Annotated in this window: 16 protein-coding genes, 1 tRNA gene and 2 rRNA genes (1 of these 19 running past the window's edge); 17 read left to right on the forward strand and 2 right to left on the reverse strand. The window is 65.9% G+C overall.

Going from position 1 to position 22,545, the window contains the following annotated elements:
- From YS110_21970 to YS110_22030, 13 genes are all read left to right on the forward strand, one after another.
- Positions 1-1,236 (forward strand): 23S ribosomal RNA (locus YS110_21970); it begins 1,657 nt to the left of the window's first position.
- A gap of 99 nt (positions 1,237-1,335) precedes the next feature.
- Positions 1,336-1,448, forward strand: a 5S ribosomal RNA gene (gene rrf, locus YS110_21975).
- Between the two features lie 74 nt (positions 1,449-1,522).
- A complete protein-coding gene (locus tag YS110_21980) occupies positions 1,523-2,269 on the forward strand; it encodes a pseudouridine synthase (protein ID UJB67235.1) in 747 nt (248 codons plus the stop codon).
- A gap of 81 nt (positions 2,270-2,350) precedes the next feature.
- Positions 2,351-3,334 (forward strand): YncE family protein, encoded by a 984-nt coding sequence (locus YS110_21985; protein UJB67564.1) that lies wholly within the window; start codon positions 2,351-2,353, stop codon positions 3,332-3,334.
- Positions 3,307-4,140: a polysaccharide deacetylase family protein gene (locus tag YS110_21990; protein UJB67236.1), complete on the forward strand. Its 834-nt coding sequence runs from the start codon at positions 3,307-3,309 to the stop codon at positions 4,138-4,140. Before YS110_21985 ends, YS110_21990 begins: the two co-directional genes overlap by 28 nt.
- A 15-nt stretch (positions 4,141-4,155) precedes the next feature.
- The gene (locus tag YS110_21995) at positions 4,156-5,127 is read left to right on the forward strand and encodes a sterol desaturase family protein (GenBank protein ID UJB67237.1); all 972 of its coding nucleotides are present in this window, start codon (positions 4,156-4,158) and stop codon (positions 5,125-5,127) included.
- Between the two features lie 39 nt (positions 5,128-5,166).
- Positions 5,167-6,069 carry an EI24 domain-containing protein gene (locus YS110_22000; protein ID UJB67238.1) on the forward strand — a complete coding sequence of 301 codons (903 nt, stop codon included), beginning with the start codon at positions 5,167-5,169 and terminating at the stop codon, positions 6,067-6,069.
- 3 nt (positions 6,070-6,072) lie between these two features.
- Complete coding sequence (locus YS110_22005) at positions 6,073-6,894, forward strand: competence/damage-inducible protein A (protein UJB67239.1); 822 nt, start codon at positions 6,073-6,075, stop codon at positions 6,892-6,894.
- Positions 6,895-6,996: 102 nt separating this feature from the next.
- Positions 6,997-8,412 (forward strand): type I glutamate--ammonia ligase, encoded by a 1,416-nt coding sequence (gene glnA / locus YS110_22010; GenBank protein ID UJB67240.1) that lies wholly within the window; start codon positions 6,997-6,999, stop codon positions 8,410-8,412.
- 167 nt (positions 8,413-8,579) lie between these two features.
- Positions 8,580-9,101, forward strand: a complete 522-nt coding sequence (locus tag YS110_22015; protein ID UJB67241.1) for a hypothetical protein — start codon at positions 8,580-8,582, stop codon at positions 9,099-9,101.
- 9 nt (positions 9,102-9,110) lie between these two features.
- Entirely contained in the window at positions 9,111-10,172 is a 1,062-nt protein-coding gene (locus YS110_22020; GenBank protein UJB67242.1) for a PAS domain-containing sensor histidine kinase, read from the forward strand.
- Between the two features lie 61 nt (positions 10,173-10,233).
- Positions 10,234-11,733 (forward strand): nitrogen regulation protein NR(I), encoded by a 1,500-nt coding sequence (ntrC, locus tag YS110_22025; GenBank protein ID UJB67243.1) that lies wholly within the window; start codon positions 10,234-10,236, stop codon positions 11,731-11,733.
- A 176-nt stretch (positions 11,734-11,909) separates the two neighbouring features.
- Entirely contained in the window at positions 11,910-13,427 is a 1,518-nt protein-coding gene (locus YS110_22030; protein UJB67244.1) for a glycosyltransferase family 39 protein, read from the forward strand.
- A 57-nt stretch (positions 13,428-13,484) separates the two neighbouring features.
- Here YS110_22030 and xth read toward each other — a convergent pair whose 3' ends face one another.
- Complete coding sequence (gene xth / locus YS110_22035; protein ID UJB67245.1) at positions 13,485-14,267, reverse strand: exodeoxyribonuclease III; 783 nt, start codon at positions 14,265-14,267, stop codon at positions 13,485-13,487.
- Positions 14,268-14,463: 196 nt separating this feature from the next.
- Here xth and YS110_22040 point away from each other — a divergent pair.
- Positions 14,464-14,539 (forward strand) — tRNA-Thr (locus YS110_22040).
- 305 nt (positions 14,540-14,844) lie between these two features.
- On the opposite strand, the gene YS110_22045 is transcribed toward YS110_22040, so the two are convergent.
- A complete protein-coding gene (locus YS110_22045) occupies positions 14,845-16,035 on the reverse strand; it encodes an MFS transporter (protein ID UJB67565.1) in 1,191 nt (396 codons plus the stop codon).
- Positions 16,036-16,162: 127 nt separating this feature from the next.
- On the opposite strand from YS110_22045, the gene YS110_22050 reads away from it, so the two are divergent.
- The 3 genes from YS110_22050 (at position 16,163) to YS110_22060 (ending at position 22,470) form a co-directional block, all read left to right on the forward strand.
- Positions 16,163-18,139 (forward strand): type IIA DNA topoisomerase subunit B, encoded by a 1,977-nt coding sequence (locus YS110_22050; protein ID UJB67246.1) that lies wholly within the window; start codon positions 16,163-16,165, stop codon positions 18,137-18,139.
- A gap of 56 nt (positions 18,140-18,195) precedes the next feature.
- A complete protein-coding gene (parC, locus tag YS110_22055) occupies positions 18,196-20,547 on the forward strand; it encodes a DNA topoisomerase IV subunit A (GenBank protein ID UJB67247.1) in 2,352 nt (783 codons plus the stop codon).
- A gap of 129 nt (positions 20,548-20,676) precedes the next feature.
- Positions 20,677-22,470 (forward strand): MCP four helix bundle domain-containing protein, encoded by a 1,794-nt coding sequence (locus tag YS110_22060; protein ID UJB67248.1) that lies wholly within the window; start codon positions 20,677-20,679, stop codon positions 22,468-22,470.
- Positions 22,471-22,545 lie beyond the last annotated feature (75 nt).

A 22,545-nucleotide genomic window follows, 5' to 3' on the forward strand; every position in this document is an offset into this window, starting at 1 on the left:
GGAACTCGGCAAATTGATACCGTAACTTCGGGAGAAGGTATGCCCCAAGTAGGTGAACTCGTACAGAGGGAGCCAAAAGGGGTTGCAAAAAATCGGTGGCTGCGACTGTTTAATAAAAACACAGCACTCTGCAAACACGAAAGTGGACGTATAGGGTGTGACGCCTGCCCGGTGCTGGAAGATTAAATGATGGGGTGCAAGCTCTTGATTGAAGTCCCAGTAAACGGCGGCCGTAACTATAACGGTCCTAAGGTAGCGAAATTCCTTGTCGGGTAAGTTCCGACCTGCACGGGAATGGCGTAACGATGGCCACACTGTCTCCTCCGCAGACTCAGCGAAGTTGAAATGTTTGTGATGATGCAATCTCCCGCGGAAAGACGGAAAGACCCCATGAACCTTTACTGTAGCTTTGTATTGGACTTTGAACGGATCTGTGTAGGATAGGTGGGAGGCTTTGAAGTGAGGTCGCTAGATCTCATGGAGCCAACGTTGAAATACCACCCTGGTGCGTTTGAGGTTCTAACCTAGGTCCATTAGCTGGATCGGGGACAGTGCATGGTAGGCAGTTTGACTGGGGCGGTCTCCTCCCAAAGCGTAACGGAGGAGTTCGAAGGTACGCTAGTTACGGTCGGACATCGTGACGATAGTGCAATGGCATAAGCGTGCTTAACTGCGAGACTGACAAGTCGAGCAGATGCGAAAGCAGGACATAGTGATCCGGTGGTTCTGTATGGAAGGGCCATCGCTCAACGGATAAAAGGTACTCTGGGGATAACAGGCTGATACCGCACAAGAGTTCATATCGACGGCGGTGTTTGGCACCTCGATGTCGGCTCATCTCATCCTGGGGCTGTAGTCGGTCCCAAGGGTATGGCTGTTCGCCATTTAAAGAGGTACGTGAGCTGGGTTTAAAACGTCGTGAGACAGTTTTGTCCCTATCTTCCGTGGGCGCTGCAGATTTGAGGAAGCCTGCTCCTAGTACGAGAGGACCGGAGTGGACACACCTCTGGTGTACCTGTTGTCACGCCAGTGGCATCGCAGGGTAGCTAAGTGTGGAAGAGATAACCGCTGAAAGCATCTAAGCGGGAAACTCGTTTCAAGATGAGATCTGCCGGGGCCTTGAGCCCCCTGAAGAGTCGTTCTAGACCAGGACGTTGATAGGCTGGGTGTGGAAGCGCAGTAATGCGTTAAGCTAACCAGTACTAATTGCTCGTGCGGCTTGACCCTATAACTTTGACATACCGTCAGACAGTTATGCCAAGCACGCAATCAAATGAATGATTCGTCTCTATGAATTCGCTCTCCTGGCAAAAACCAGGAAAGCAACCGTTTAAGCCTGATGACCATAGCAAGTTGGAACCACTCCTTCCCATCCCGAACAGGACAGTGAAACGACTTCGCGCCGATGATAGTGCGGATTCCCGTGTGAAAGTAGGTCATCGTCAGGCTAATATTGTGAAACCCCCCGCAGCTACCAAGCTACGGGGGGTTTTCTTATTCTAGACTTCTCGATTGTGAGACCATGCAATTGCAGGATATTCTTTATTCCCAAGGCTTCGGAACCCGGCGTGTATGCGCGGGGCTGGTGCAGCAAGGCTGGGTGGAGATTTCCGGTCTAGGAGAGAAGGGCGCTCCCGTCATATGCACCGACGCAACGCAGGAATTTGTTCCGGAGGGGCTTCATTTGCGTGTTCAGGGCGTGGATTGGCTGTACCAGGCCAAGGCCTATCTGATGCTGCACAAGCCTGCGGGAACAGAGTGCTCCCAGAAGCCCTCGGCATACCCCAGCATCTACACCTTGCTGCCCAGTCCGCTGCGCCAGCGTCCCAGCAAAAGCGCGGTGCAGGGCGTTCAGGCTGTGGGCCGGCTGGACCAGGATACGACCGGCCTGCTGCTCATGAGCGACGATGGCCAATTCATTCATCGCATGAGTTCCCCCAAGAAGCACGTGCCCAAGGTCTATCGTGTGTATGCGAAACACGTGCTGACGGCGGAGCAGGTCGGGCGTCTGCTGTCCGGCGTTGTCTTGGACGATGATCCTCACCCCGTGAAGGCTGCGGATTGTGTGCGGGTCGATGACCACGTCATGGACCTTACGTTGACCGAGGGCAAATACCATCAGGTCAAGCGCATGGTCGCAGCCGTAGGGAACCGAGTGGAAGGATTGCATCGCTGGCGCATTGGTGGGCTGGCGTTGCCCCTGGATCTTGCCCCTGGCGAATGGCGCTGGCTGTCGGCCGAAGACCATGCGTTGCTGGGCTTGGCATAGCGCAGTCTGTCGCGTTTTTATCTTTCTCCGGTGATCCCTGCACGGCTACACTGGTGCGTTTCCGACAAAGCCCTTGTGTTTGTGAAGAATCTCTTTTCTGGCGCGCTGGCGGCCCTCTTGCTCTGGTCTGCTGGCGGTACTGCGGCATTGGCTGCTTCGGCCCCTCCGGTCTTCGTGCTCAATTCGCTGGATGCCAGCATCAGCGTCATCGATCCGGTGACCTGGCAGGAGAGCATGCGTCTTCCTACCGGCAAGGAGCCGCACCACCTCTATCTCACACCGGACGAAAAGTCGCTGATCGTTGCCAATGCGCTGGCCGACACGCTGACGTTTGTCGATCCCCGGACGGCCCAGGTGCAGCGGACGGTGCGCGGCATCGTCGATCCTTACCATCTGCGCTTCACGCCCGACATGAAGTGGCTGATCACGGCTGCCAACCGCTTGAACCACGTCGATTTCTACCGCTGGGATGGCAAGGAACCCACCTTGGTGCAGCGTGTGCCTACCGGCCGCACGCCCAGCCATCTGTGGGTGAACAGCCGCAGCACGACGGTCTATGCCACGATGCAGGACAGCGATGAGCTGGTCGCCATCGACATCGCCAGCCAGAGCATCAAATGGCGCACGCCCACGGGGGCCATGCCCGCAGATGTGTACGGCCGGCCCGATGACAAACTGCTCTTCATTGGCTTGACGGGGAGCGACAGCGTGGAGGTGTTCGACATCTCCGGCCCCGAACCGCGCAGCATCAATCGCATCAAGACGGGCAAGGGCGCGCACGCCTTCCGTGCTGCTGGCGACGGCCGCCATTTGTTCGTCAGCAACCGCGTGGCCAACACCATCAGCAAGATTGATATGCAGGCCCAGGAGGTGGTGGCCAGCTACCCGGCCCCGGGTGGGCCGGACTGCATGGATGTGTCTGCTGATGGGCGCTGGATCTATGTCAGCTCGCGCTGGGCCCGCAGGCTGACCGTGATCGATACGCGGGAAAGGAAGGTCGTGCAGCAAATCCCCGTGGGCAAGTCGCCCCACGGCGTATGGACGCTGCAGCACGCCCCCCGTTGAGGTCGCCTGTGTTGCCGTGCCGCTCTTTTGCTTTTGTTTTGATAGCTGCTAGCGCTTGCCAGATAAGCGTTGCAGGCCAAAATGACTGTGAAAAGCCGCTGTATCTGACCTGGGATACTGGCCATATGGAGATCGCTCCCATGGTGGCCGAAGTGCTGCAGCGCCAGCAGGTGCGTGTGACTTTCTTTGCCGCCAATGAAGCGACACGGCAAGGCGACGGCAGCCTGGGTGACCACTGGGCTCCCTGGTGGCGCGCGCGGGCCGCGGAGGGCCATGCGTTCGCATCGCACACCTGGAACCACGTGTACTGGCGTGCTGATGCGGGGCCGGAATCTGCCCCCCGTTTCCGCGTGCGCCCCTCGGCCGGGCCGCGCAGTGGGCAGGTGTTCGAGATGGATGCCGCGGGCTATTGCGCCGAGATCGCCCATGCCAGCACCCGCCTGCAAGAGATCACGGGGGACAAGCCATTGCCCTTGTTCCGCGCTCCCGGGGGCAAGACCTCGCCCCGGTTGCTGCGCGTCGCCAAGGGCTGCGGCTATGCCCACGTGGGCTGGAGCCCTGCTGGCTTTCTCGGCGATGAGCTGCCCAGCGAACGCTACAGCAACGCCCACCTGCTGGAGCAGGCGCTGCAGCGTATCCGCAGCGGCGATATTCTGCTGGCCCATCTCGGCATCTGGTCGCGCAAGGACGCGTGGGCGCCTGCGGTGCTGGAGCCGTTGATCGTCGGCCTGAAACAGCGCGGCTTTTGCTTTCGCACGCTGCGCGAACATCCTGACTACCAGGCTTGGCTGGCCGGGCACCCTTGAAGGTTTTGCAGCGCCATGGAATGGTTGAGCAGCTTGTTTGACGACGCGCAGCAGCGTCTGTTCGAGAGTGTGGTGCAGCCCGTGCTGTTCGGTCTCGGATGGGGCAACCTGTTGGAGGACGGGTACGTGGCCACGGGCTGGCTGCTGGTAGGCCTGCTGCAACTGGCGGTGATGGTCGCGGTCATCGCGCCCTTGCAGCGCTGGCGTCCGGTCGAGCCTGTGACGGACCGCCAGGCCATACGCACCGACATTCTCTACACCCTGGTCCATCGCCTGGGGCTGTTTCGCGTGGCGCTGTTCTTCGCTTTTGGCCCGCTGTGGGACGGCCTGTTCGGCCTGCTGCGCGTACAGGGCCTGACCACGTTCCACCTGGACGCGCTCTGGCCCGGCGTGACCGACATTCCCTGGGTCAGCCTGCTGCTGTACCTGGTGGTGTTCGATTTCGTGCACTACTGGATCCACCGCGGGCAGCACCAGTTCGAATGGTGGTGGCAGCTGCATGCCTTGCACCACTCGCAGCGGCAGATGACGATGTGGACGGACAACCGCAACCACCTGCTCGACGACCTCCTGAGCGACACCCTGATCGTTATCGTGGCCCAATTGATTGGCGTGGCCCCAGGGCAGTTCGTCGCCATCGTGGCCTTGACCCAGTTGAGCGAGAACTTCCAGCATGCCAACCTGCGGATGTGGTTCGGGCGTGTGGGCGAGCGGTTGTGGGTCAGCCCGCGCTTTCACCGGCTGCACCATGCGATCGGCATAGGCCACGAATCCCAGGGGCGGCAGACCCTGGGCGGGCACAACTTCGGCGTCCTGCTGCCCTGGTGGGACATGCTGTTCGGCACCGCCAATTTCGAGCTGCGCTACGACCCCACCGGGACGCGCGACCAGGTCGAACCCGATGCGCAGGGCCGTGCGCGCGACTATGGGCGCGGTTTCTGGGCGCAGCAGTGGCGTGGCCTGCTGCGCCTGGCGGGACGCGCCTAGCGGGGGAGAGGCGGCGTGAACACGCTATGCTTGCGCGCCATGGGACTGCTCTTTGACTCCTTCTGGCGCGCCGTGGCTTACTGCGTGCACCCGCGCGTGATCGCGCTGTCCTTCCTGCCGCTGCTCATCATGGCTGCGCTGGCGGCGGGCCTGCATTACTTTTACTGGGATGCCGCCGTGCAGTTCGTGCGCGCGGCGCTCGAATCCAGCAGCTGGCTGGGAACGGTGTGGCAGTGGCTGCAGAACTGGGGCATGACCGAAGTGCCAGCCTTTCTGGCGCCGCTGCTGGTCATCGTTGCCGTCACGCCCGCCGTGGTGGTGGTGGCCTTGCTGGCGGTCGGGCTGTTCATGACGCCTGCATTGGTGAGTCTGGTGGCCGTACGGCGCTTTCCTGCGCTGGAGCGCAAGAAGGGCGGCTCGCTGCTGCTGGGCCTGGGCTGGATGCTGGGCTCCACGCTGCTGGCGGTTCTGGCGCTGCTGGTGTCCATGCCGCTGTGGCTGATTCCGCCGCTGGTGCTGCTGCTGCCGCCGCTGATCTGGGGGTGGCTCACCTTCCGCGTGATGTTCTTCGATGCGCTGGCCGAGCATGCCAGCAAGGAGGAGCGCCGCGCGCTGCTCACGCGCTACCGCTGGAGCCTTTTGGTGATGGGCGTGCTTAGTGGGTACCTAGGGGCGGCTCCGGGCATCGTCTGGGCGTCGGGCGTGGTGTTCGCCGCGGCCTTCATGGTGCTGATTCCGGTCGCGATCTGGATCTACACGCTGGTGTTCGCCTTCTCCTCGCTGTGGTTCGCCCACTTTTGCCTGGCGGCGCTGCAGCAGTTGCGCCGGGAGAATGGCGTGGAGCCGCCGGCCAGCCCGCAGCCGCCCGCCGCGGTGGAGGTGATTGACGTGACTCCCACGCCCGCCTTGCCGCCCCCGGCGCCCGGCATTTCAGCTCCCTGAGCCATGTCCAGCACCTTCGGCCTCCTCATCATCGGCGACGAAATACTTTCGGGCAAGCGTGCCGACAAGCACATGGCCAAGGCCATCGAATTGCTGGGCCAGCGCGGGCTGGCGCTGTCCTACGCGGAGTACGTGGGGGACGACCCCCGGCGCATCACCGCTGCACTGGCGCGCGCCTTTGCCTCGGGCGACGTGGTTTTTTCCTGTGGCGGCATCGGCGCCACCCTGGACGACCATACGCGCCGCTGCGCCGCTCAGGCCCTTGGCGTGGAACTGGTCCTGCATCCCGAAGCCAAGGCACTGATCCGCGAACGCATCCAGGACGTGGCGCGCGAGCAGGGGCTGCCCTACGAGCCCGAGCGGCCCGACAACCTGCACCGCCTGCACATGGGGGAATTCCCCGCCGGGGCGCGCCTGATTCCGAATCCCTACAACAAGATCCCGGGCTTTTCCTGCCGGGGCCAGGGCGGAGGCAGCGTGCACTTCGTTCCGGGCTTCCCCGTGATGGCATGGCCCATGATCGAATGGGTGCTGCAGGCGTACTGCGCCGATGCGTTCAATGGCGCTCCGCAGGCGGAGCATTCGGTCATCGTGTACCGTGGCATGGAGGCCGCGCTCACCCCGTTGATGGAATCCATCGAGGCCGCCCATCCCGGTGTCAAGGTATTCAGCCTGCCCAGCGTGGACCACCCCGAGCATGGCCTGCACATCGAACTCGGCGTGAAGGGGGCTGAATCGCTGGTGCCCCCTGCCTGGGCGGCGCTCCTGCAAGGCTTGCACCAATATGGTGCAAGCCTTGGCCCCGAATTGGTGCGTCACCGCTGATTCACCGTGCTGGTGCGCGCTGCCGTACAGTAGCGGTGCCTGGCACACAAACTGCTTACAACTTTCGTATCTTTCAACAGCCGCTTTTTCTGGAGAACACTGATGGCCAAGACCGTTGCAGACGTGATGAAGATGGTGGAAGAAAACGAGGTCAAGTTCGTTGACTTCCGTTTCACCGACACCCTGGGCAAGCAGCACCACACGACGGTGCCCGTGTCGCACTTCGACGAAGACAAGTTCACCGCGGGCCACGCCTTCGACGGTTCGTCGATCGCGGGCTGGAAGGGCATCGAGGCGTCGGACATGCAGCTCATCCCCGACCCGAGCACCGCCAACATCGACCCGTTCTTCGAGGAAACCACGCTGATCCTGACCTGCGACGTGATCGAGCCCAGCGACGGCAAGGCCTACGACCGCGACCCGCGCTCCATCGCCAAGCGTGCCGAAGCCTACCTGAAGGCATCCGGCCTGGGCGACACGGCCTTCTTCGGCCCCGAGCCCGAGTTCTTCATCTTCGACGGCGTGCGCTGGAGCACGGCACCGAACAACACGTTCTACGACATCGAGGAATACGAAGCCCCCTGGAACACCGGCGCCAAGCTCGAAGGCGGCAACCGGGGCCACCGTCCCACCGTCAAGGGCGGCTACTTCCCCGTGCCGCCCATCGACAGCACGCAGGACATGCGCGCCGAGATGGCCCTGGTGCTCGAATCCCTGGGCATCCCGGTCGAAGTGTTCCACCACGAGGTGGCCGGTGCCGGCCAGAACGAGATCGGCACCAAGTTCTCCACCCTGGTGGAGCGTGCAGACTGGACCATCCTGCAGAAGTACGTGATCCACAACGTGGCCAACACCTACGGCAAGACCGTGACCTTCATGCCCAAGCCCTACCACGGCGACAACGGCTCGGGCATGCACGTGCACCAGTCGGTGTGGAAGGAAGGCAAGAACCTGTTCGCGGGCGACGGCTATGCGGGCCTGTCGGACTACGCGCTGTACTACATCGGCGGCATCATCAAGCACGCCCGCGCGCTCAACGCCATCACCAACCCTGGCACCAACAGCTACAAGCGCCTGGTGCCGCACTTCGAGGCGCCAGTGAAGCTCGCCTACTCGGCCAAGAACCGCTCCGCCTCGATCCGCATCCCCTACGTCTCCAACCCCAAGGCACGCCGCGTGGAAGCCCGCTTCCCCGATCCGCTGATGAACCCCTACCTGGGTTTCGCCGCCCTGCTGATGGCGGGCCTGGACGGCGTGGAGAACAAGATCCACCCCGGCGAAGCCGCCACCAAGGATCTGTACCACCTGCCGCCCGAGGAAGACAAGCTGGTGCCGACCGTGTGCCACAGCCTGGACCAGGCCCTCGAAGCGCTGGACAAGGACCGCGCGTTCCTGACCAAGGGCGGCGTGTTCAGCGACGCCATGATCGACGCCTACATCGACCTGAAGATGCAGGACGTCACGCGCATGCGCATGTCCGTGCATCCGGCTGAGTTCGACATGTACTTCTCCCTGTAAGTCCCCCTGTAAGCGCGCGTGCGCTGAAAGAGGAAAAAGGCGGCGCAAGCCGCCTTTTTTCATGCAGGAACCAATCCCCTGCGGAGCTGTCGGACGGGATTCATTGGCCCCTGGGTGGGATTGCGGGATACTTTCCGCCTTGGCTGGCTTGGCCCTAAGGAAATCGAATGAACAAGACGCTCTTCTCCCTGTTGTTGGCTGCGGCACTGCTGCCGGCGGGGGCCTGGTCGCAGGACCGGATCTACCGCTGCGGCAACGAATACACCAACAACGCCACCCAGGCCAAGGAGCGTGGCTGCAAGCTGGTCGAGGGCGGCAACGTCACCGTGCTGGGCTCATCGCCCAGCCGTCCGGCCAGCGGCGGAGGGGCAGCCGCCAGCGGGGGCGGGAGCGCCAGTGCCGGCAGCTCTCCCGCGGCGGCGCCGCGCGTGGGCGGCAACGAGCAGCGCGCCCGCGATGCCGATGCCCGCGCCATCCTGGAAGCCGAGCTGCGCAAGGCCGAGGCCCGCCAGGCCAGCCTGGCCAAGGAATACAACAATGGCGCGCCCGAGCGTACGGCGCAGGAGCAGGGCAACCCGCAGCAATACGCCGAGCGCACCGCCGATCTCAAGGCCGCGCTCGCCAGGGCGGAAAGCGACATCGCCGGCATCAAGCGCGAAATCGGCCGCCTGCCGCCCGCGGCCAACTGAGGCTGGCCCATGACCAGTGCCGCACGGTTTGCCGCGCTGGATTGGCTTTCCACCCTGGTCGCAGTGCTCGACGGCACGGGCGGCACGGTGCGCTTTGCCAATGCAGCCCTGGAAGATGCCCTGGGCTTGTCCCGCCGCACGCTCGGCGGGGCGGACTTTTCCCAGCTTTTCGCCGAGCCCGCGCTGCTGCAGTCCGCGCTGGCGGGGGCGCGTGGCGCCGAATTCACCGCCATGCGCTTCGAGGCCAGCCTGCGCCGCCTGGGGCAGGAGCCCATGCCGGTCCACGTCCAGGTGTCGGTGCTCGATGCCTCGGGCGAGATCCTGGCCGAGCTGTGGCCGCTGCAGCAGCAGGTGCGCCAGGACCGCGAGGAGCGGCTGCGCGAGCAGGCCCACGCCCAGAAGGAGCTGGTGCGCAACCTGGCGCACGAGATCAAGAACCCCCTGGGCGGCATCCGCGGCGCAGCGCAGCTGCTGCAGATGGAGCTGGCCAGCCCCGAGCTGGCCGAATACACCCAGGTGATCGTGCACGAGGCGGATCGCCTGCAAAGCCTGGTGGACCGCCTGCTGGCGCCGCACCGCCAGGCGCAGCGCGTGGGCGACGTGAACATCCACGAGGTGTGCGAGCGCGTGCGCTCGCTGGTGCTGCTGGAGCATCCGCAGGGCCTGCGCGTGCAGCGCGACTACGACACCTCGATCCCCGAATTCCGCGGCGACCGGGAGCAGCTCATCCAGGCGCTGCTCAACATCGTGCAGAACGCCGCCCAGGCGCTGTCGGGGCGCATCGCGGCGGGAGATGCCGAGATCGTGCTGCGCACGCGCGTGGCCCGGCAGGTGACTTTGGGGCGCCAGCGCTACAGGCTGGCATTGGAATTGCATGTGATCGACAACGGGCCAGGCGTGCCCGCTGCCATCGCGGACCGGATCTTCTATCCCCTGGTATCGGGGCGCGACGGTGGCTCAGGCCTGGGGCTGACACTGGCGCAAACCTTCGTGCAGCAGCACCACGGTTTGATCGAGTGCGACAGCCAGCCCGGCCGTACCGATTTCCGCATCCTGATTCCTTTACCTTGAAGCATGGGCTGCGGGCGGTGCGTAACACCATGAAGAACTGACACCCGTAAAGGCACTGCACATGAAGCCGATCTGGATAGTGGACGACGACCCTTCGATCCGCTTCGTCCTGGAAAAAGCGCTGGCGCGCGAGAACCTGCCCACGCGCAGCTTTACCAACCCGCGCGAGGTGCTCGATGCCCTGGCCGACCTGGAGCCCGGCGACCCGGGCCGCCAGGGGCCCCGGGTGCTGGTCAGCGACATCCGCATGCCCAACGGCTCCGGACTGGAGCTGCTGGAGAAGGTGCATGCCCAGCAGCCGGGCCTGCCGGTCATCATCATGACCGCCTACTCCGACCTGGACAGCGCCGTCTCGGCCTTCCAGCGCGGCGCCTTCGAGTACCTGCCCAAGCCGTTCGACGTGCCGCTGGCCATCGAGCTGATCCGCCGCGCCATGCAGGAGAGCGAGCGCGAGCAGGTGGACGAGGAAGGGCCGGGCGCCGCGCCCGAGATGCTCGGCCAGGCCAGCGCCATGCAGGAGGTCTTCCGCGCCATCGGCCGCCTGAGCCAGAGCCAGGTCACGGTGCTCATCACCGGCGAGTCGGGCACCGGCAAGGAGCTGGTGGCGCGCGCGCTGCACCGCCATTCGCCGGTGGCGCGCGGCCCCTTCGTGGCCATCAACACGGCGGCCATCCCCAAGGACCTGCTGGAGAGCGAACTCTTCGGCCATGAACGCGGTGCCTTCACCGGCGCGCAGACGCAGCGGCGCGGGCGCTTCGAGCAGGCCGAAGGCGGCACCCTGTTCCTGGACGAAATCGGCGACATGCCGCTGGACCTGCAGACACGCCTGCTGCGCGTGCTCAGCGACGGGCAGTTCTACCGCGTGGGCGGCCACCAGGCCGTCAAGGCGCATGTGCGTGTGATCGCCGCCACCCACCAGGACCTGGAGCAGCGCGTGCAGGCCGGCCAGTTCCGCGAAGACCTGTTCCACCGCCTGAACGTCATCCGCCTGCGCCTGCCCGCCTTGCGCGAGCGCCGCGAGGACGTGCCCATGCTGGCGCGGCACTTCCTGCAGCAGAGCGCGCGCCAACTGGGTGTGGAGCCCAAGCGCATTTCCAGCGCCGCGCTGGGGCAGCTCGCCACGTTCACCTTTCCGGGCAACGTGCGCCAGCTGGAGAACATCTGCCACTGGCTCACGGTGATGGCGCCGGCCCAGGTGATCGAGCCCAAGGACCTGCCGCCCGAGGTGCGCGGGCCTGTGTCTGCGCCCGCGGCGGCGCCCGCCATGGCCGAGGAGGCGCTCGCCTTGCCCGGGGCCGAACCCCTCCTGGCCCCGAGGCCCGCCGCGTTCACCGATGCCGCAGCCGCCGTGCCGTGGGAAGAGGGGCTGGCGGCCGAGGTGTTCTCGCAACTGGCATCGGGCTCCAACGACGTGTGGGACCAGCTCTCGCGCCGCTTCGAGTCGCGGCTCATCCAGGCGGCGCTGGCCAGCACGCAGGGGCGGCGCATCGAGGCCGCACACCGCCTGGGCATTGGCCGCAACACCATCACGCGCAAGATCCAGGAATTGGGTTTGGAGTGATTTTGGCCCGCAGCGCTTGCCAGGCAAGCGCTGCCAGCTATCAAGAACGTAGCAAAAAACCATGCAGCCATGCGGATTCGTGAGAAAAATCACGAAAAGATCACGCGACGGGATTTACAAAACTTTATAAATTTTGACAAACGGGCAAAATCCGGGCTCTTCGTTGCCCTCACAGGATGCCCCGCTTGTCTTCTTCCCTGGTTTTCTCTTCGTCCGTTTCCCAGGCCGCCGCCCGCCTGCGCGCCTGGGCCGGGCGCCGGGCGGTGCTCGATGGCAGGGGCGTGGCGCTGCTGATGGCCGTCTACGGCCTGGTCTGGGTGCTGCTGTACGCGCTGACCACGCTGTCGCCGCCGGTGGACAACGTCGAGCAGCTGGTGTGGCTGCGCTCCATGGAGTGGGGCTACTTCAAGCACCCGCCGCTGCCCACCTGGATCCTGGGGGCCGTGGCCACCGTGTTCGACGCCACGCCGGGGCTCACCTACCTGCTCGGCGCCCTGGCCACGCTGGCGTCGCTCGCGCTGTACTGGCACCTGCTGCGCGGCCTGCGGGGCGCGCGCTATGCCACGCTGGGGCTGCTCGCGGCCATGGGCATCACCCTGTACTGCGGCCGCATCTACTACTACAACCACAACGTCCTGCTGATGCTGTGGGTGGCGTGGGCCGCGTGGCTTTCCTGGCGCCTGGCCGTGCGGCCCAGCCTGGGCACCTGGGCGCTGCTGGGCCTGGTGGCGGGCCTGGGCATGCTCACCAAGTACCAGTTCGTGCTGGCGCTCGCCGTGGTCGGGCTGTGGTGGCTGCGTCTGCAAGGCTGGCGCCATGCCGTGCACCGCAATGGTGCGCTGCTTGCGGCGCTGGTGGCCGGGCTGGTGTTCGCGCCCCACCTGTGCTGGCTGGTGTCGCATGAGTGGATGCCCCTGGCCTACGCCCAATCCAGCGCCCTCGGCCATGACCTGCGCGGCACCCAGCGCCTGCTGCATGGGCTGCAGTTCGCCCTCGACTGGCTGCTCAACCGCAGCCTGCCCGCCTGGCTGGTGCTGGGCGGCGCCTGGTGGTGGGCGCGGCGCCAGCCCGCCGCCGTGCAGGTGGAGGCTGGCACGCCGGCCCCGCTGGCACGCCAGTTCCTGCTGCTCTGGGGCTTCGTGCCGTTGGCCCTGATGCTGCTGATGGCGTGGCTGGGCGGCTCCAAGCTGCACTTGCACTGGGGCACGGCCTTCATGCTGTGGACGGTTCCGGCGGTCATGGAATGCATCGGCGCGCGCGCGCCCTGGTCGGCACTGCGCACCGTGCGTGCCGCGTGGCTGGTGTTCGCGCTGGTGCAGGGCCTGGTGATGGCCCAGGCGTGGATGGCCTCGCCCAAGGGCGTGCGCGGCTACAAGGCCGACCATACGGATTTCTTCCCGTCCGAGCGCGTGGCGGCCAGCATCGAGCGGCAGGCGGAGGCCTTGCTCGACGGCCCGGTCGACATCGTCAGCGGGCCGCAGGAACTGGCCAGCGTGATTGCCGTGCGCCTGGGCGCCAAGCCCCGGGTGCTGGTCGATGGCAAGCTGGCGTTCAGCCCCTGGATACGCCCCGAGGAGCTGCATGGCCTGCGCGTGATCGAGGTCTTCTACGCCGCGAACAGCCTGCCCGCCGGGGCCTACCGCGCTGAAGGGAACGTCGCCTGGCGGCCCTGGACCGGTTCAGCATCAAAATAGCCTCCAGCCCTTGCCTGGCAAGCGCTGGAAGCTATCAAAACAGGAGTTTTCCCGGGTTCACGCGGCCTGCAGCGTGGCCACCACGGGCGCGTGGTCGCTCGGCTGCTTGTTCTTGCGCGGCTGGCGGTCCACCGTGCAGGCGGTCACCAGCGGCGCGAGCGCCTGGCTGACCAGGATGTGGTCGATGCGCAGGCCCCGGTTCTTCTGGAAGCCCAGCATGCGGTAGTCCCACCAGGAAAAGCTCTTCTCCGGCTGCGCGAACAGGCGGAACGCATCCGTCAGGCCCAGGTCCAGCAGCGCCTGGAAATGCTGGCGCTCCTGCGTGGTGTGGTGGATGGTTTCGCGCAGGCCTTCGGGGTCGTAGCTGTCGCGGTCTTCCGGGGCGACGTTGAAGTCGCCCACCAGCGCCAGGCGCGGGTGCTGCGCCAGTTCCCCGCGCAGCCAGTCCTGCAGCGCCTGCAGCCAGCGCATCTTGTAGGCGAACTTGTCGCTGTCCGGCGCCTGCCCGTTGACGAAGTAGCCGTTCACCAGGCGCAGCGGCCCGGCGGGCGTGTCCAGGGTGGCGGCGATCACGCGCGCCTGTTCGTCCTCGAAGCCGGGAATGTTGCGCACCATGTCGGCCATCGGGTGGCGGCTCAGGAGGGCCACGCCGTTGTAGGTTTTCTGCCCGAACGCCACTGCCTGATAACCTGCCGCAGCGAAGGCATCGGCCGGAAACTTGTCGTCGGTGAGCTTGAGCTCCTGCAGGGCCAGTGCATCGACGGGGTTGGCGGCCAGCCAGTCCAGCACCTGGGGCAGGCGCACGGCGAGGGAGTTGATGTTCCAGGTGGCAATACGCATTTGGTCTGTATTTTATTGATTTATAAGGCTTTTTAAGCGCTGGCTTGTTGCAGCCCCCTTACATGAGCGAAGAGGGAGGCTCCAGTGGCGTCGCCATGTTCGGGGGATGCATCGTGCCAATTTATCTGAATTGCTTGTAAGAGTAGAAATTTACAGTAGAATGCAAGGCTCTACGGAACATGATTTTGTAGGAAGTGCCGGTGTAGCTCAGTCGGTAGAGCAGCTCATTCGTAATGAGAAGGTCGGGTGTTCGATTCATCTCTCCGGCACCAAATTCCCAAAAAAATCAACAAGTTAAAAGCCGCCTCGTGCGGCTTTTTGCTTTTCTGCCGATGTGCCATGCGGCACCGCAACGCTCAGGGGCTGTCGGTACCAGGCGTGCACCATTTTTTGACGATCTGCGAGTCTCTGTGTCCCGCCTCGGCTGTCGGAGTCAGGACTTCTGTTTTCTCTAGAAGCAGGCCCAAAGCTGGTCGGCCAGGGTGACCAGGAAATCGGGCCGCGTGTACAGCCCGAACACCGCCAGCAGCGCCACCAGGGCAGCAACGTAGGCCAGGACCTGGCGCTTGGGCATCGGTCAGGCTCCTTGGGGTGCTGTGCGCTGGATGGCGTTTTCGCGCACGGGCAGGTTCACCAGGCCCGCGATCACGCCCAGTGCGATGGTCAGCAGCCACACGATGTCGTAGCTGCCCAGGCGGTCGTACAGGTAGCCGCCCAGCCACACGCCCATGAAGCTGCCGATCTGGTGGCTGAAGAAGACGAAGCCGCCGAGCATCGACAGGTGCGCCACGCCGAAGATCTGCGCCACCACGGCCGTGGTGGGGGGCACGGTGGACAGCCACAGCATGCCCATCACGGCGGAGAACAGGTACACGCTCATGGGCGACAGCGGCGCCAGCAGGAACACCGTGATGACCACCGAGCGCGCGAAGTAGATGAAGGCCAGGATGTTCTTCTTGGGCAGGCGCTGGCCCAGCGAACCGGCGGCGTAGGTGCCGATGACGTTGAACAGGCCCACCAGCGCCAGCGCATAGCTGGCCACCTGGGGCGACAGGCCCTGGTCCTTGAGGTAGCTGGGCAGGTGCACGCCGATGAACACCACCTGGAAGCCGCAGACGAAGTAGCCTGCCATGAGCAACTGGAAGCTGGGGTAGCTGAACGCCTCGCGCAGCGCCTGGCCGATGGTCTGCTCGCGTTGCAGCAGGGCCCCGCCGGCAAAGCCTGGCTCGCGCAGGCCGCGCGCCAGCGGCACGATGAGCAGCGCTGCCAGGCCCAGCAGCACCAGCGCCTGCTGCCAGCCGAACTGGCTGATCAGCAGCCCCTCGGTGGGCACCATCAGGAACTGCCCGAAAGAGCCCGCCGCCGCCGCGATGCCCATGGCCCAGGAGCGGCGCGAGGCATCGACGTTGCGTCCGATGACGCCGTAGATCACCGCGTAGGTCGTGCCCGCCTGGGCCATGCCGATCAGCACCCCGGCCGTGATGGCGAATACCATGGGGGTGGCCGAATACGCCATGCCCACCAGCCCCAGTGCATAGAGCAGGGCGCAGCCGACGATGACCTTGAAGGCGCCGAAGCGGTCGGCCAGCATGCCCGCGAAAATCCCCGTAATCCCCCACACCAGGTTCTGCACGGCGATGGCCAGGGCGAAATCCTGGCGCGTCCAGTCCAGCGCCTGCGTCATGGGCTGCAGCCACAGGCCGAAGCCGTGGCGGATGCCCATGGACAGCGTGACGATCAGCCCCCCGCAGGCCAGCACCTGGCCCATAGACAGTTTTTGGTTTTGCTTATGCATCGCGCGAATGTAGCCAATCCGGGAAAACTCTGCAGCGCGTGCTTCGCAGCCTGTTTTTTCATCCAGTGACGCAGTGCCTGCCGCACTACAATCCGCGCCCATGGCAGTCAAACCCCCTTCCGCATCCGACTATTCCGAGGGCTCGATCCGCGTGCTCAAGGGCCTGGAGCCCGTCAAGCAGCGGCCGGGCATGTACACCCGAACCGACAACCCCCTGCACATCATCCAGGAGGTGCTGGACAACGCCGCCGACGAGGCGCTGGCCGGCTTTGGCAAGAAGATCAAGGTGACGCTGCATGCCGACGGCTCGGTCAGCGTCGAGGACGACGGCCGGGGCATTCCCTTCGGCCTGCACCCCGAGGAAAACGCGCCGGTGATCGAGCTGGTGTTCACCCGCCTGCACGCGGGCGGCAAGTTCGACAAGGGCAAGGGCGGGGCCTACAGCTTCTCGGGCGGCCTGCACGGTGTGGGCGTGAGCGTGACCAACGCCCTGGCCACGCGCCTGGAGGCCACCAGCCACCGCGAGGGCCAGGCGGCGCGCCTGGTGTTTGCCGGGGGCGACGTGGTGGAGCCGTTGGCGGCGCGTGCGCTGGAGCCGGGCGAGCGCAAGCAGGGCACCACGGTGCGCGTGTGGCCCGATGCCCGGTATTTCGAGTCGAGCCACCTGCCCATGGGCGAGCTGACGCACCTGCTGCGCAGCAAGGCCGTGCTCATGCCCGGCGTGGCGGTGACGCTGGCCAACGAGAAAACCCGCGAAACCCAGACCTGGCAGTACAAGGGCGGCCTGCGCGACTACCTGTCGCAGACCCTGAGCGCCGACCCGGTGATCCCGCTGTTCGAGGGCGAAGGCTTTGCCGGTGCCGCTGACGAGAGCTTTGCAGAAGGCGAGGGTGCCGCCTGGGCCGTGGCCTTCACGGAAGAGGGTGCGCCGGTGCGCGAGAGCTACGTCAACCTCATTCCCACCAGCGCCGGCGGCACGCATGACAGCGGCTTGCGCGACGGGCTGTTCCAGGCCGTCAAGGGCTTCATCGAGCTGCACAGCCTGCTGCCCAAGGGCGTGAAGCTGATGCCCGAGGACGTGTTCGCGCGCGCCAGCTATGTTCTTTCCGCCAAGGTGCTGGACCCGCAGTTCCAGGGCCAGATCAAGGAGCGCCTGAACTCGCGCGACGCCGTGCGCCTGGTGAGCAGCTTCGTGCGCCCCGCGCTCGAACTCTGGCTGAACCAGCATGTGGAGTACGGCAAGAAGCTGGCCGAGCTGGCCATCAAGGCAGCGCAGACGCGCCAGCGCGCCGGCCAGAAGGTGGAGAAGAGAAAAGGCTCGGGCGTGGCCGTGCTGCCCGGCAAGCTCACCGACTGCGAAAGCCGCGACCTGGCCTACAACGAGGTCTTCCTGGTCGAGGGCGACTCGGCCGGCGGCAGCGCCAAGATGGGCCGCGACAAGGAAAACCAGGCCGTGCTGCCGCTGCGCGGCAAGGTGCTCAACACCTGGGAGGTGGAGCGTGACCGCCTGTTCGCCAACACCGAGGTGCATGACATCTCGGTGGCCATCGGCGTCGATCCGCACGGGCCGGATGACACGCCCGACCTCTCGGGCTTGCGCTACGGCAAGGTCTGCATCCTGTCGGACGCCGACGTGGACGGCGCGCACATCCAGGTGCTGCTGCTCACGCTGTTCTTCCGCCACTTTCCCAAGCTCATCGAGGCCGGCCACATCTACGTGGCGCGCCCGCCCCTGTACCGCGTGGACATTCCGGCGCGCGGCAAGAAGCCCGCCGCCAAGCTCTACGCGCTCGATGAGGGCGAACTCGAAGCCATCCTCGACAAGGCCGCCAAGGACGGCGTGCCGCGCGAGAAATGCCAGCTCAGCCGCTTCAAGGGCCTGGGCGAGATGAACGCAGAGCAGTTGTGGGAAACCACGCTCAACCCCGACACACGCCGCTTGCTGCCCGTGCAACTGGGCAGCCTGGGCTTTGCCGACACCGAAGGCCTCATCACCAAGCTCATGGGCAAGGGCGAGGCCGCCTCGCGCCGCGAGCTGATGGAGCTGCACGGCGACGCGGTGGACGTGGATATTTGATGTTTTTGGCCTCCAGCGCTTATCCAGCAAGCGCTGGTAGCTCCTATTTTTGAAGCATGAGCGACTCTCCTCTCCTCCTTCCCTCCGGTGCCGACGCGGGCGATGCGCTCGACCTGGGCGGCTACGCCCAGCGCGCCTACCTGGAATACGCCCTCAGCGTGGTCAAGGGCCGCGCGCTGCCCGATGTGTGCGACGGCCTCAAACCCGTGCAGCGGCGCATCCTCTACGCCATGGACCAGATGGGCCTGTCCTACAGCGGCCCGAACCGCAACGTGGCGGCCAAGCCGGTCAAGAGCGCGCGCGTGGTGGGCGACGTGCTGGGGCGCTTCCACCCGCACGGCGACCAGTCGGCCTACGACGCCCTGGTGCGCCTGGCGCAGGACTTCAACCAGCGCTACCCGCTGATCGACGGCCAGGGTAACTTCGGCAGCCGCGACGGCGACGGCGCCGCCGCCATGCGCTACACCGAGGCGCGGCTGACGCCCATCGCGGGCCTGCTGCTCGACGAAATCGGCATGGGCACGGTCGATTTCGTGCCCAACTACGACGGCAGTACCGAGGAGCCGCGCCAACTGCCCGCACGTCTGCCGTTCGCGCTGCTCAACGGCGCCAGCGGCATCGCCGTGGGGCTGGCGACCGAGATTCCCAGTCACAACCTGCGCGAGGTGGCCGACGCCTGCGTGGCGCTACTGAAGAACCCGCAGCTTGGCGATGAAGAGCTGTTCGCGCTGGTGCCTGGCCCCGACTACCCCGGCGGCGGGCAGATCATCAGCAGCGCCGCCGACATCCACGACGCCTACCGCAGCGGGCGCGGCAGCCTCAAGGTGCGCGCGCGCTGGAAGATCGAAGACCTGGCGCGCGGCCAGTGGCAACTGGTGGTGACCGAACTGCCGCCCGGCGTTTCGGCGCAGAAGGTGCTGGAGGAAATCGAGGACATCACCAACCCCAAGGTCAAGACCGGCAAAAAAGCGTTGACGCAGGAGCAGACCCAGCTCAAGGCCAGCATGCTGGCCGTGCTCGACGGCGTGCGCGACGAATCGAGCAAGGACGCGCCGGTGCGCATCGTGTTCGAGCCCAAGACCGGCAAGGTGCCGCAGCAGGAGCTGATTACCGCGCTGCTGGCGCACACCAGCCTGGAAACCTCGGCGCCCATCAACCTCACCATGGTGGGGCTGGACGGCCGGCCCACGCAGAAATCGCTGCGCCAGATGCTGGCCGAGTGGGTGGCGTTCCGCCAGGGCACCATCACGCGGCGCAGCCAGCACCGCCTGACCAAGGTGCTGGAGCGCATCCACATCCTCGAAGGGCGGCAGCTGGTGCTGCTCAACATCGACGAAGTGATCGCCATCATCCGCGCGGCCGAGGAGCCCAAGGCGGCGCTGATGGCGCGCTTCAACCTGTCGGAGCGCCAGGCCGAGGACATCCTCGAAATCCGCCTGCGCCAGCTGGCGCGGCTGGAGGCCATCAAGATTGAGCAGGAGCTGTCGGCGCTGCGCGAGGAGCAGGGCCGGCTGGAGGACATCCTGGCCAACCCGGCCTCGCTGCGCCGCCTGATGGTCAAGGAAATCGAAGCCGACGCGAAGCAGTTCGCCGATGCGCGCCGCACGCTCATCCAGGCCGAGAAAAAGGCCGTGGCCGAAGTCAAGGTACTCGACGAACCCGTCACCGTCGTGGTGTCGCAAAAGGGCTGGGTGCGCACGCGCCAGGGCCATGGGCATGAGGCGGGCAGCTTTGCCTTCAAGGCCGGCGATGCCCTCTACGGCACCTTCGAGTGCCGCACAGTGGACCAGCTCATCGTCTTCGGCAGCAATGGCCGGGTGTACTCCGTGCCGGTGGCCAGCCTGCCCGGCGGGCGCGGCGACGGCCAGCCCGTGACCACGCTGATCGAGCTGGAGACGGGCACCCAACTGCTGCACTATTTCGCCGGGCCGCCGCAGGCGCAGCTGCTGCTGGCCAGCTCGGGCGGCTACGGCTTTCTGGCGCTGGTGGAAAACCTGGTGTCGCGCCAGAAGGGCGGCAAGGCCTTCGTCACGCTGGGCGAGGGCGAGACGCTGTGCGTGCCCTCGCATGCGGCGGGCAGCAGCGGCAGCCAGCCGCTGCCGCCGGCCACGCACGTGGCCTGCGCCTCGGCGGGCGGGCGCATCCTCACGTTCGAGATCGGCGAGCTGAAAGCCATGGCCCACGGCGGGCGCGGCCTGATGCTGATCGACCTGGAGGACAAGGACAGCCTGGCGGGCGCCGCCGCGTACACGCGCAGCGTGCGCATCGAGGGCCTGGGGCGTGGCGCCAAGGAGCGCGAGGAACAGCTCGAAATCCGCAGCCTGAACAACGCCCGCGCCGCCCGTGCGCGCAAGGGCAAGGCCGCCGACCTGGGCTTCAAGCCCCAGCGGGTGACGCGCGTGGAGTGAGCGATGCCGGCATTGCGCTGGTGCAGCGCCGCTGAAATAAATGCTGCGCTCGTCTGTAAAGATAGGTAAATTGCAAGCAATGCCTGCGCACAATAGGCGCAACAAGAGACAAGGCACCAGGAGGAAAAAATGCCGCAACTTCGCATGGCCCACAAGCTGTGGTCGGCCGTCATCGTCATCGTCGTGGCGCTGGTGGCCGTGGTCGGGTTCTCCGGCTACCGGACGTCCAAGGCCCAGGCCCAGGCGGATGCCACGTCGCGCGAGATGGCCACGCGCGTCGAGTCCGCCCTGCGCTGGACGGGGTTGACGGAAACCAACGCCGCGCGCACGCAGGCCCTGGTGGTCAGCAGCGATCCGGCGGTGGAGGCCGAGTTCAAGGCCATCATCCCCGCGACCTCGGCGCAGATTTCCGAGGTGCAGAAAAAGCTCGAAACCCTGGCCACCGGCGACGCCGACAAGGCGCAGATGGCCAGGATCGCCGCTGCGCGCAAGGCCATGATCGACCTGCGCGGCCAGGCCATGAAGCTCAAGGCCGACGCGCAGCACGATGCCGCGGTGGAGCTGGTCAAGCAGTCCTACAACCCGGCGGTGGCGGCCTACCTGAAGACCCTGCACGACTTCGTGGAGCTGCAGCGGCAGCAGGCGCAGGCCAGCCAGGCGGACATCGCCGGCAACCGCCTGCTCACCGTGAAGATCGCTGCCGTGGTGGTGGGCCTGCTGATTCTGGCCATCGTCGTGGGCGCCTACTTCCTCATCGGCAGCATCGAGCGCCCACTGGAGCAGGCGCGCAGCCTGGCGGCGCAGATCGCCGAGGGCGACCTGAGCGGACGCGAGGCGGTGACGCGGGGCGACGAATTCGGCGACCTGCTGCGCTCGCTGTACGCGATGAGCGAAGCGCTGTCGCGCATGGTGCAGCAGGTGCGCCAGAGCACGGACAGCATCGCCACGGCCAGCGCGGAGATCGCACTGGGCAACCAGGACCTGTCGGCGCGCACGGAACAGACCTCGAGCAACCTGCAGCAGACGGCGGCGGCGATGGAGCAGTTCACCAGCACGCTGCAGCAAAGCGCGGGCAGCGCGCAGCAGGCCAGCAGCCTGGCGGCGGGGGCCTCGGGCGTGGCGCGCCGTGGCGGCGAAGTGGTCGGGCAAGTGGTCGCGACCATGCAGGACATCCACCACAGCAGCCAGAAGATCGCCGACATCATCGGCGTCATCGACGGCATCGCCTTCCAGACCAACATCCTGGCGCTGAACGCTGCCGTGGAAGCGGCACGCGCGGGTGAACAAGGCCGGGGCTTCGCCGTGGTGGCCGGCGAAGTGCGCAGCCTGGCGCAGCGCAGCGCCGACGCGGCCAAGGAAATCAAGGGACTCATCACTGCCAGCGTGGAGCGCGTGGAAACCGGCTCGCGCCTGGTGGAAGGCGCGGGCAGCACCATGCAGGAAGTGGTGCAGGCGGTGCAGCGCGTCACGGACATGATCGGGGAAATCACGGCGGCCTCGCAGGAGCAAAGCGCGGGCGTGGCGCAGGTCAACCAGGCGGTGGGGCAACTGGACCAGATGACGCAGCAGAACGCGGCGCTGGTGGAGCAGAGCGCGGCAGCGGCGCACAGCCTGCGCGAGCAGGCGCAGCAGCTGGCGCAGGCCGTCTCGGCGTTCAAGGTGGCGGGCGTGGCCGCCGCGCAGGCAGCCACCTACCAGGCACCGCGGGCGGTGGCGCCCCGGCCCGCCCCGGCCATGCCGGCGCCGGCCAAGCCGCGCGCCGTGGCGGGCAAGGCGGCGCCAGCACCCGCGCCACGGGTAGCCGCGCCCACACCGGCGCCCAAACCGGCAGCCAAGGCCGCGCCCAAGCCGCCCGCTGCCGCACCGCGCATCGCAGCCGCGCCCAAGAAGGCGGCCGACGATGGCGAGTGGGAAAGCTTCTGAGCCCTGGTGGGCGCACAAGCCTTCCGGCACCTGGCCTGCGGCGGTTCACCCGGGGCCTCGTGGTTTTCCCTGAAA

The organism is Acidovorax sp. YS12 (assembly GCA_021496925.1).
GTDB lineage: Bacteria > Pseudomonadota > Gammaproteobacteria > Burkholderiales > Burkholderiaceae_C > Paenacidovorax.

Excerpts from the sequence above, each read along its gene's own strand:
- YS110_21980 (UJB67235.1), top strand. The coding sequence starts at position 1,523 with ATGCAATTGCAGGATATTCTTTATTCCCAAGGCTTCGGAACCCGGCGT.
- YS110_21990 (UJB67236.1), top strand. The coding sequence starts at position 3,307 with ATGGACGCTGCAGCACGCCCCCCGTTGAGGTCGCCTGTGTTGCCGTGC.
- YS110_21995 (UJB67237.1), top strand. The coding sequence starts at position 4,156 with ATGGAATGGTTGAGCAGCTTGTTTGACGACGCGCAGCAGCGTCTGTTC.
- YS110_22000 (UJB67238.1), top strand. The coding sequence starts at position 5,167 with ATGGGACTGCTCTTTGACTCCTTCTGGCGCGCCGTGGCTTACTGCGTG.
- YS110_22005 (UJB67239.1), top strand. The coding sequence starts at position 6,073 with ATGTCCAGCACCTTCGGCCTCCTCATCATCGGCGACGAAATACTTTCG.
- glnA (UJB67240.1), top strand. The coding sequence starts at position 6,997 with ATGGCCAAGACCGTTGCAGACGTGATGAAGATGGTGGAAGAAAACGAG.
- YS110_22015 (UJB67241.1), top strand. The coding sequence starts at position 8,580 with ATGAACAAGACGCTCTTCTCCCTGTTGTTGGCTGCGGCACTGCTGCCG.
- YS110_22020 (UJB67242.1), top strand. The coding sequence starts at position 9,111 with ATGACCAGTGCCGCACGGTTTGCCGCGCTGGATTGGCTTTCCACCCTG.
- ntrC (UJB67243.1), top strand. The coding sequence starts at position 10,234 with ATGAAGCCGATCTGGATAGTGGACGACGACCCTTCGATCCGCTTCGTC.
- YS110_22030 (UJB67244.1), top strand. The coding sequence starts at position 11,910 with ATGCCCCGCTTGTCTTCTTCCCTGGTTTTCTCTTCGTCCGTTTCCCAG.
- xth (UJB67245.1), bottom strand. The coding sequence starts at position 14,267 with ATGCGTATTGCCACCTGGAACATCAACTCCCTCGCCGTGCGCCTGCCC.
- YS110_22045 (UJB67565.1), bottom strand. The coding sequence starts at position 16,035 with ATGGGCCAGGTGCTGGCCTGCGGGGGGCTGATCGTCACGCTGTCCATG.
- YS110_22050 (UJB67246.1), top strand. The coding sequence starts at position 16,163 with ATGGCAGTCAAACCCCCTTCCGCATCCGACTATTCCGAGGGCTCGATC.
- parC (UJB67247.1), top strand. The coding sequence starts at position 18,196 with ATGAGCGACTCTCCTCTCCTCCTTCCCTCCGGTGCCGACGCGGGCGAT.
- YS110_22060 (UJB67248.1), top strand. The coding sequence starts at position 20,677 with ATGCCGCAACTTCGCATGGCCCACAAGCTGTGGTCGGCCGTCATCGTC.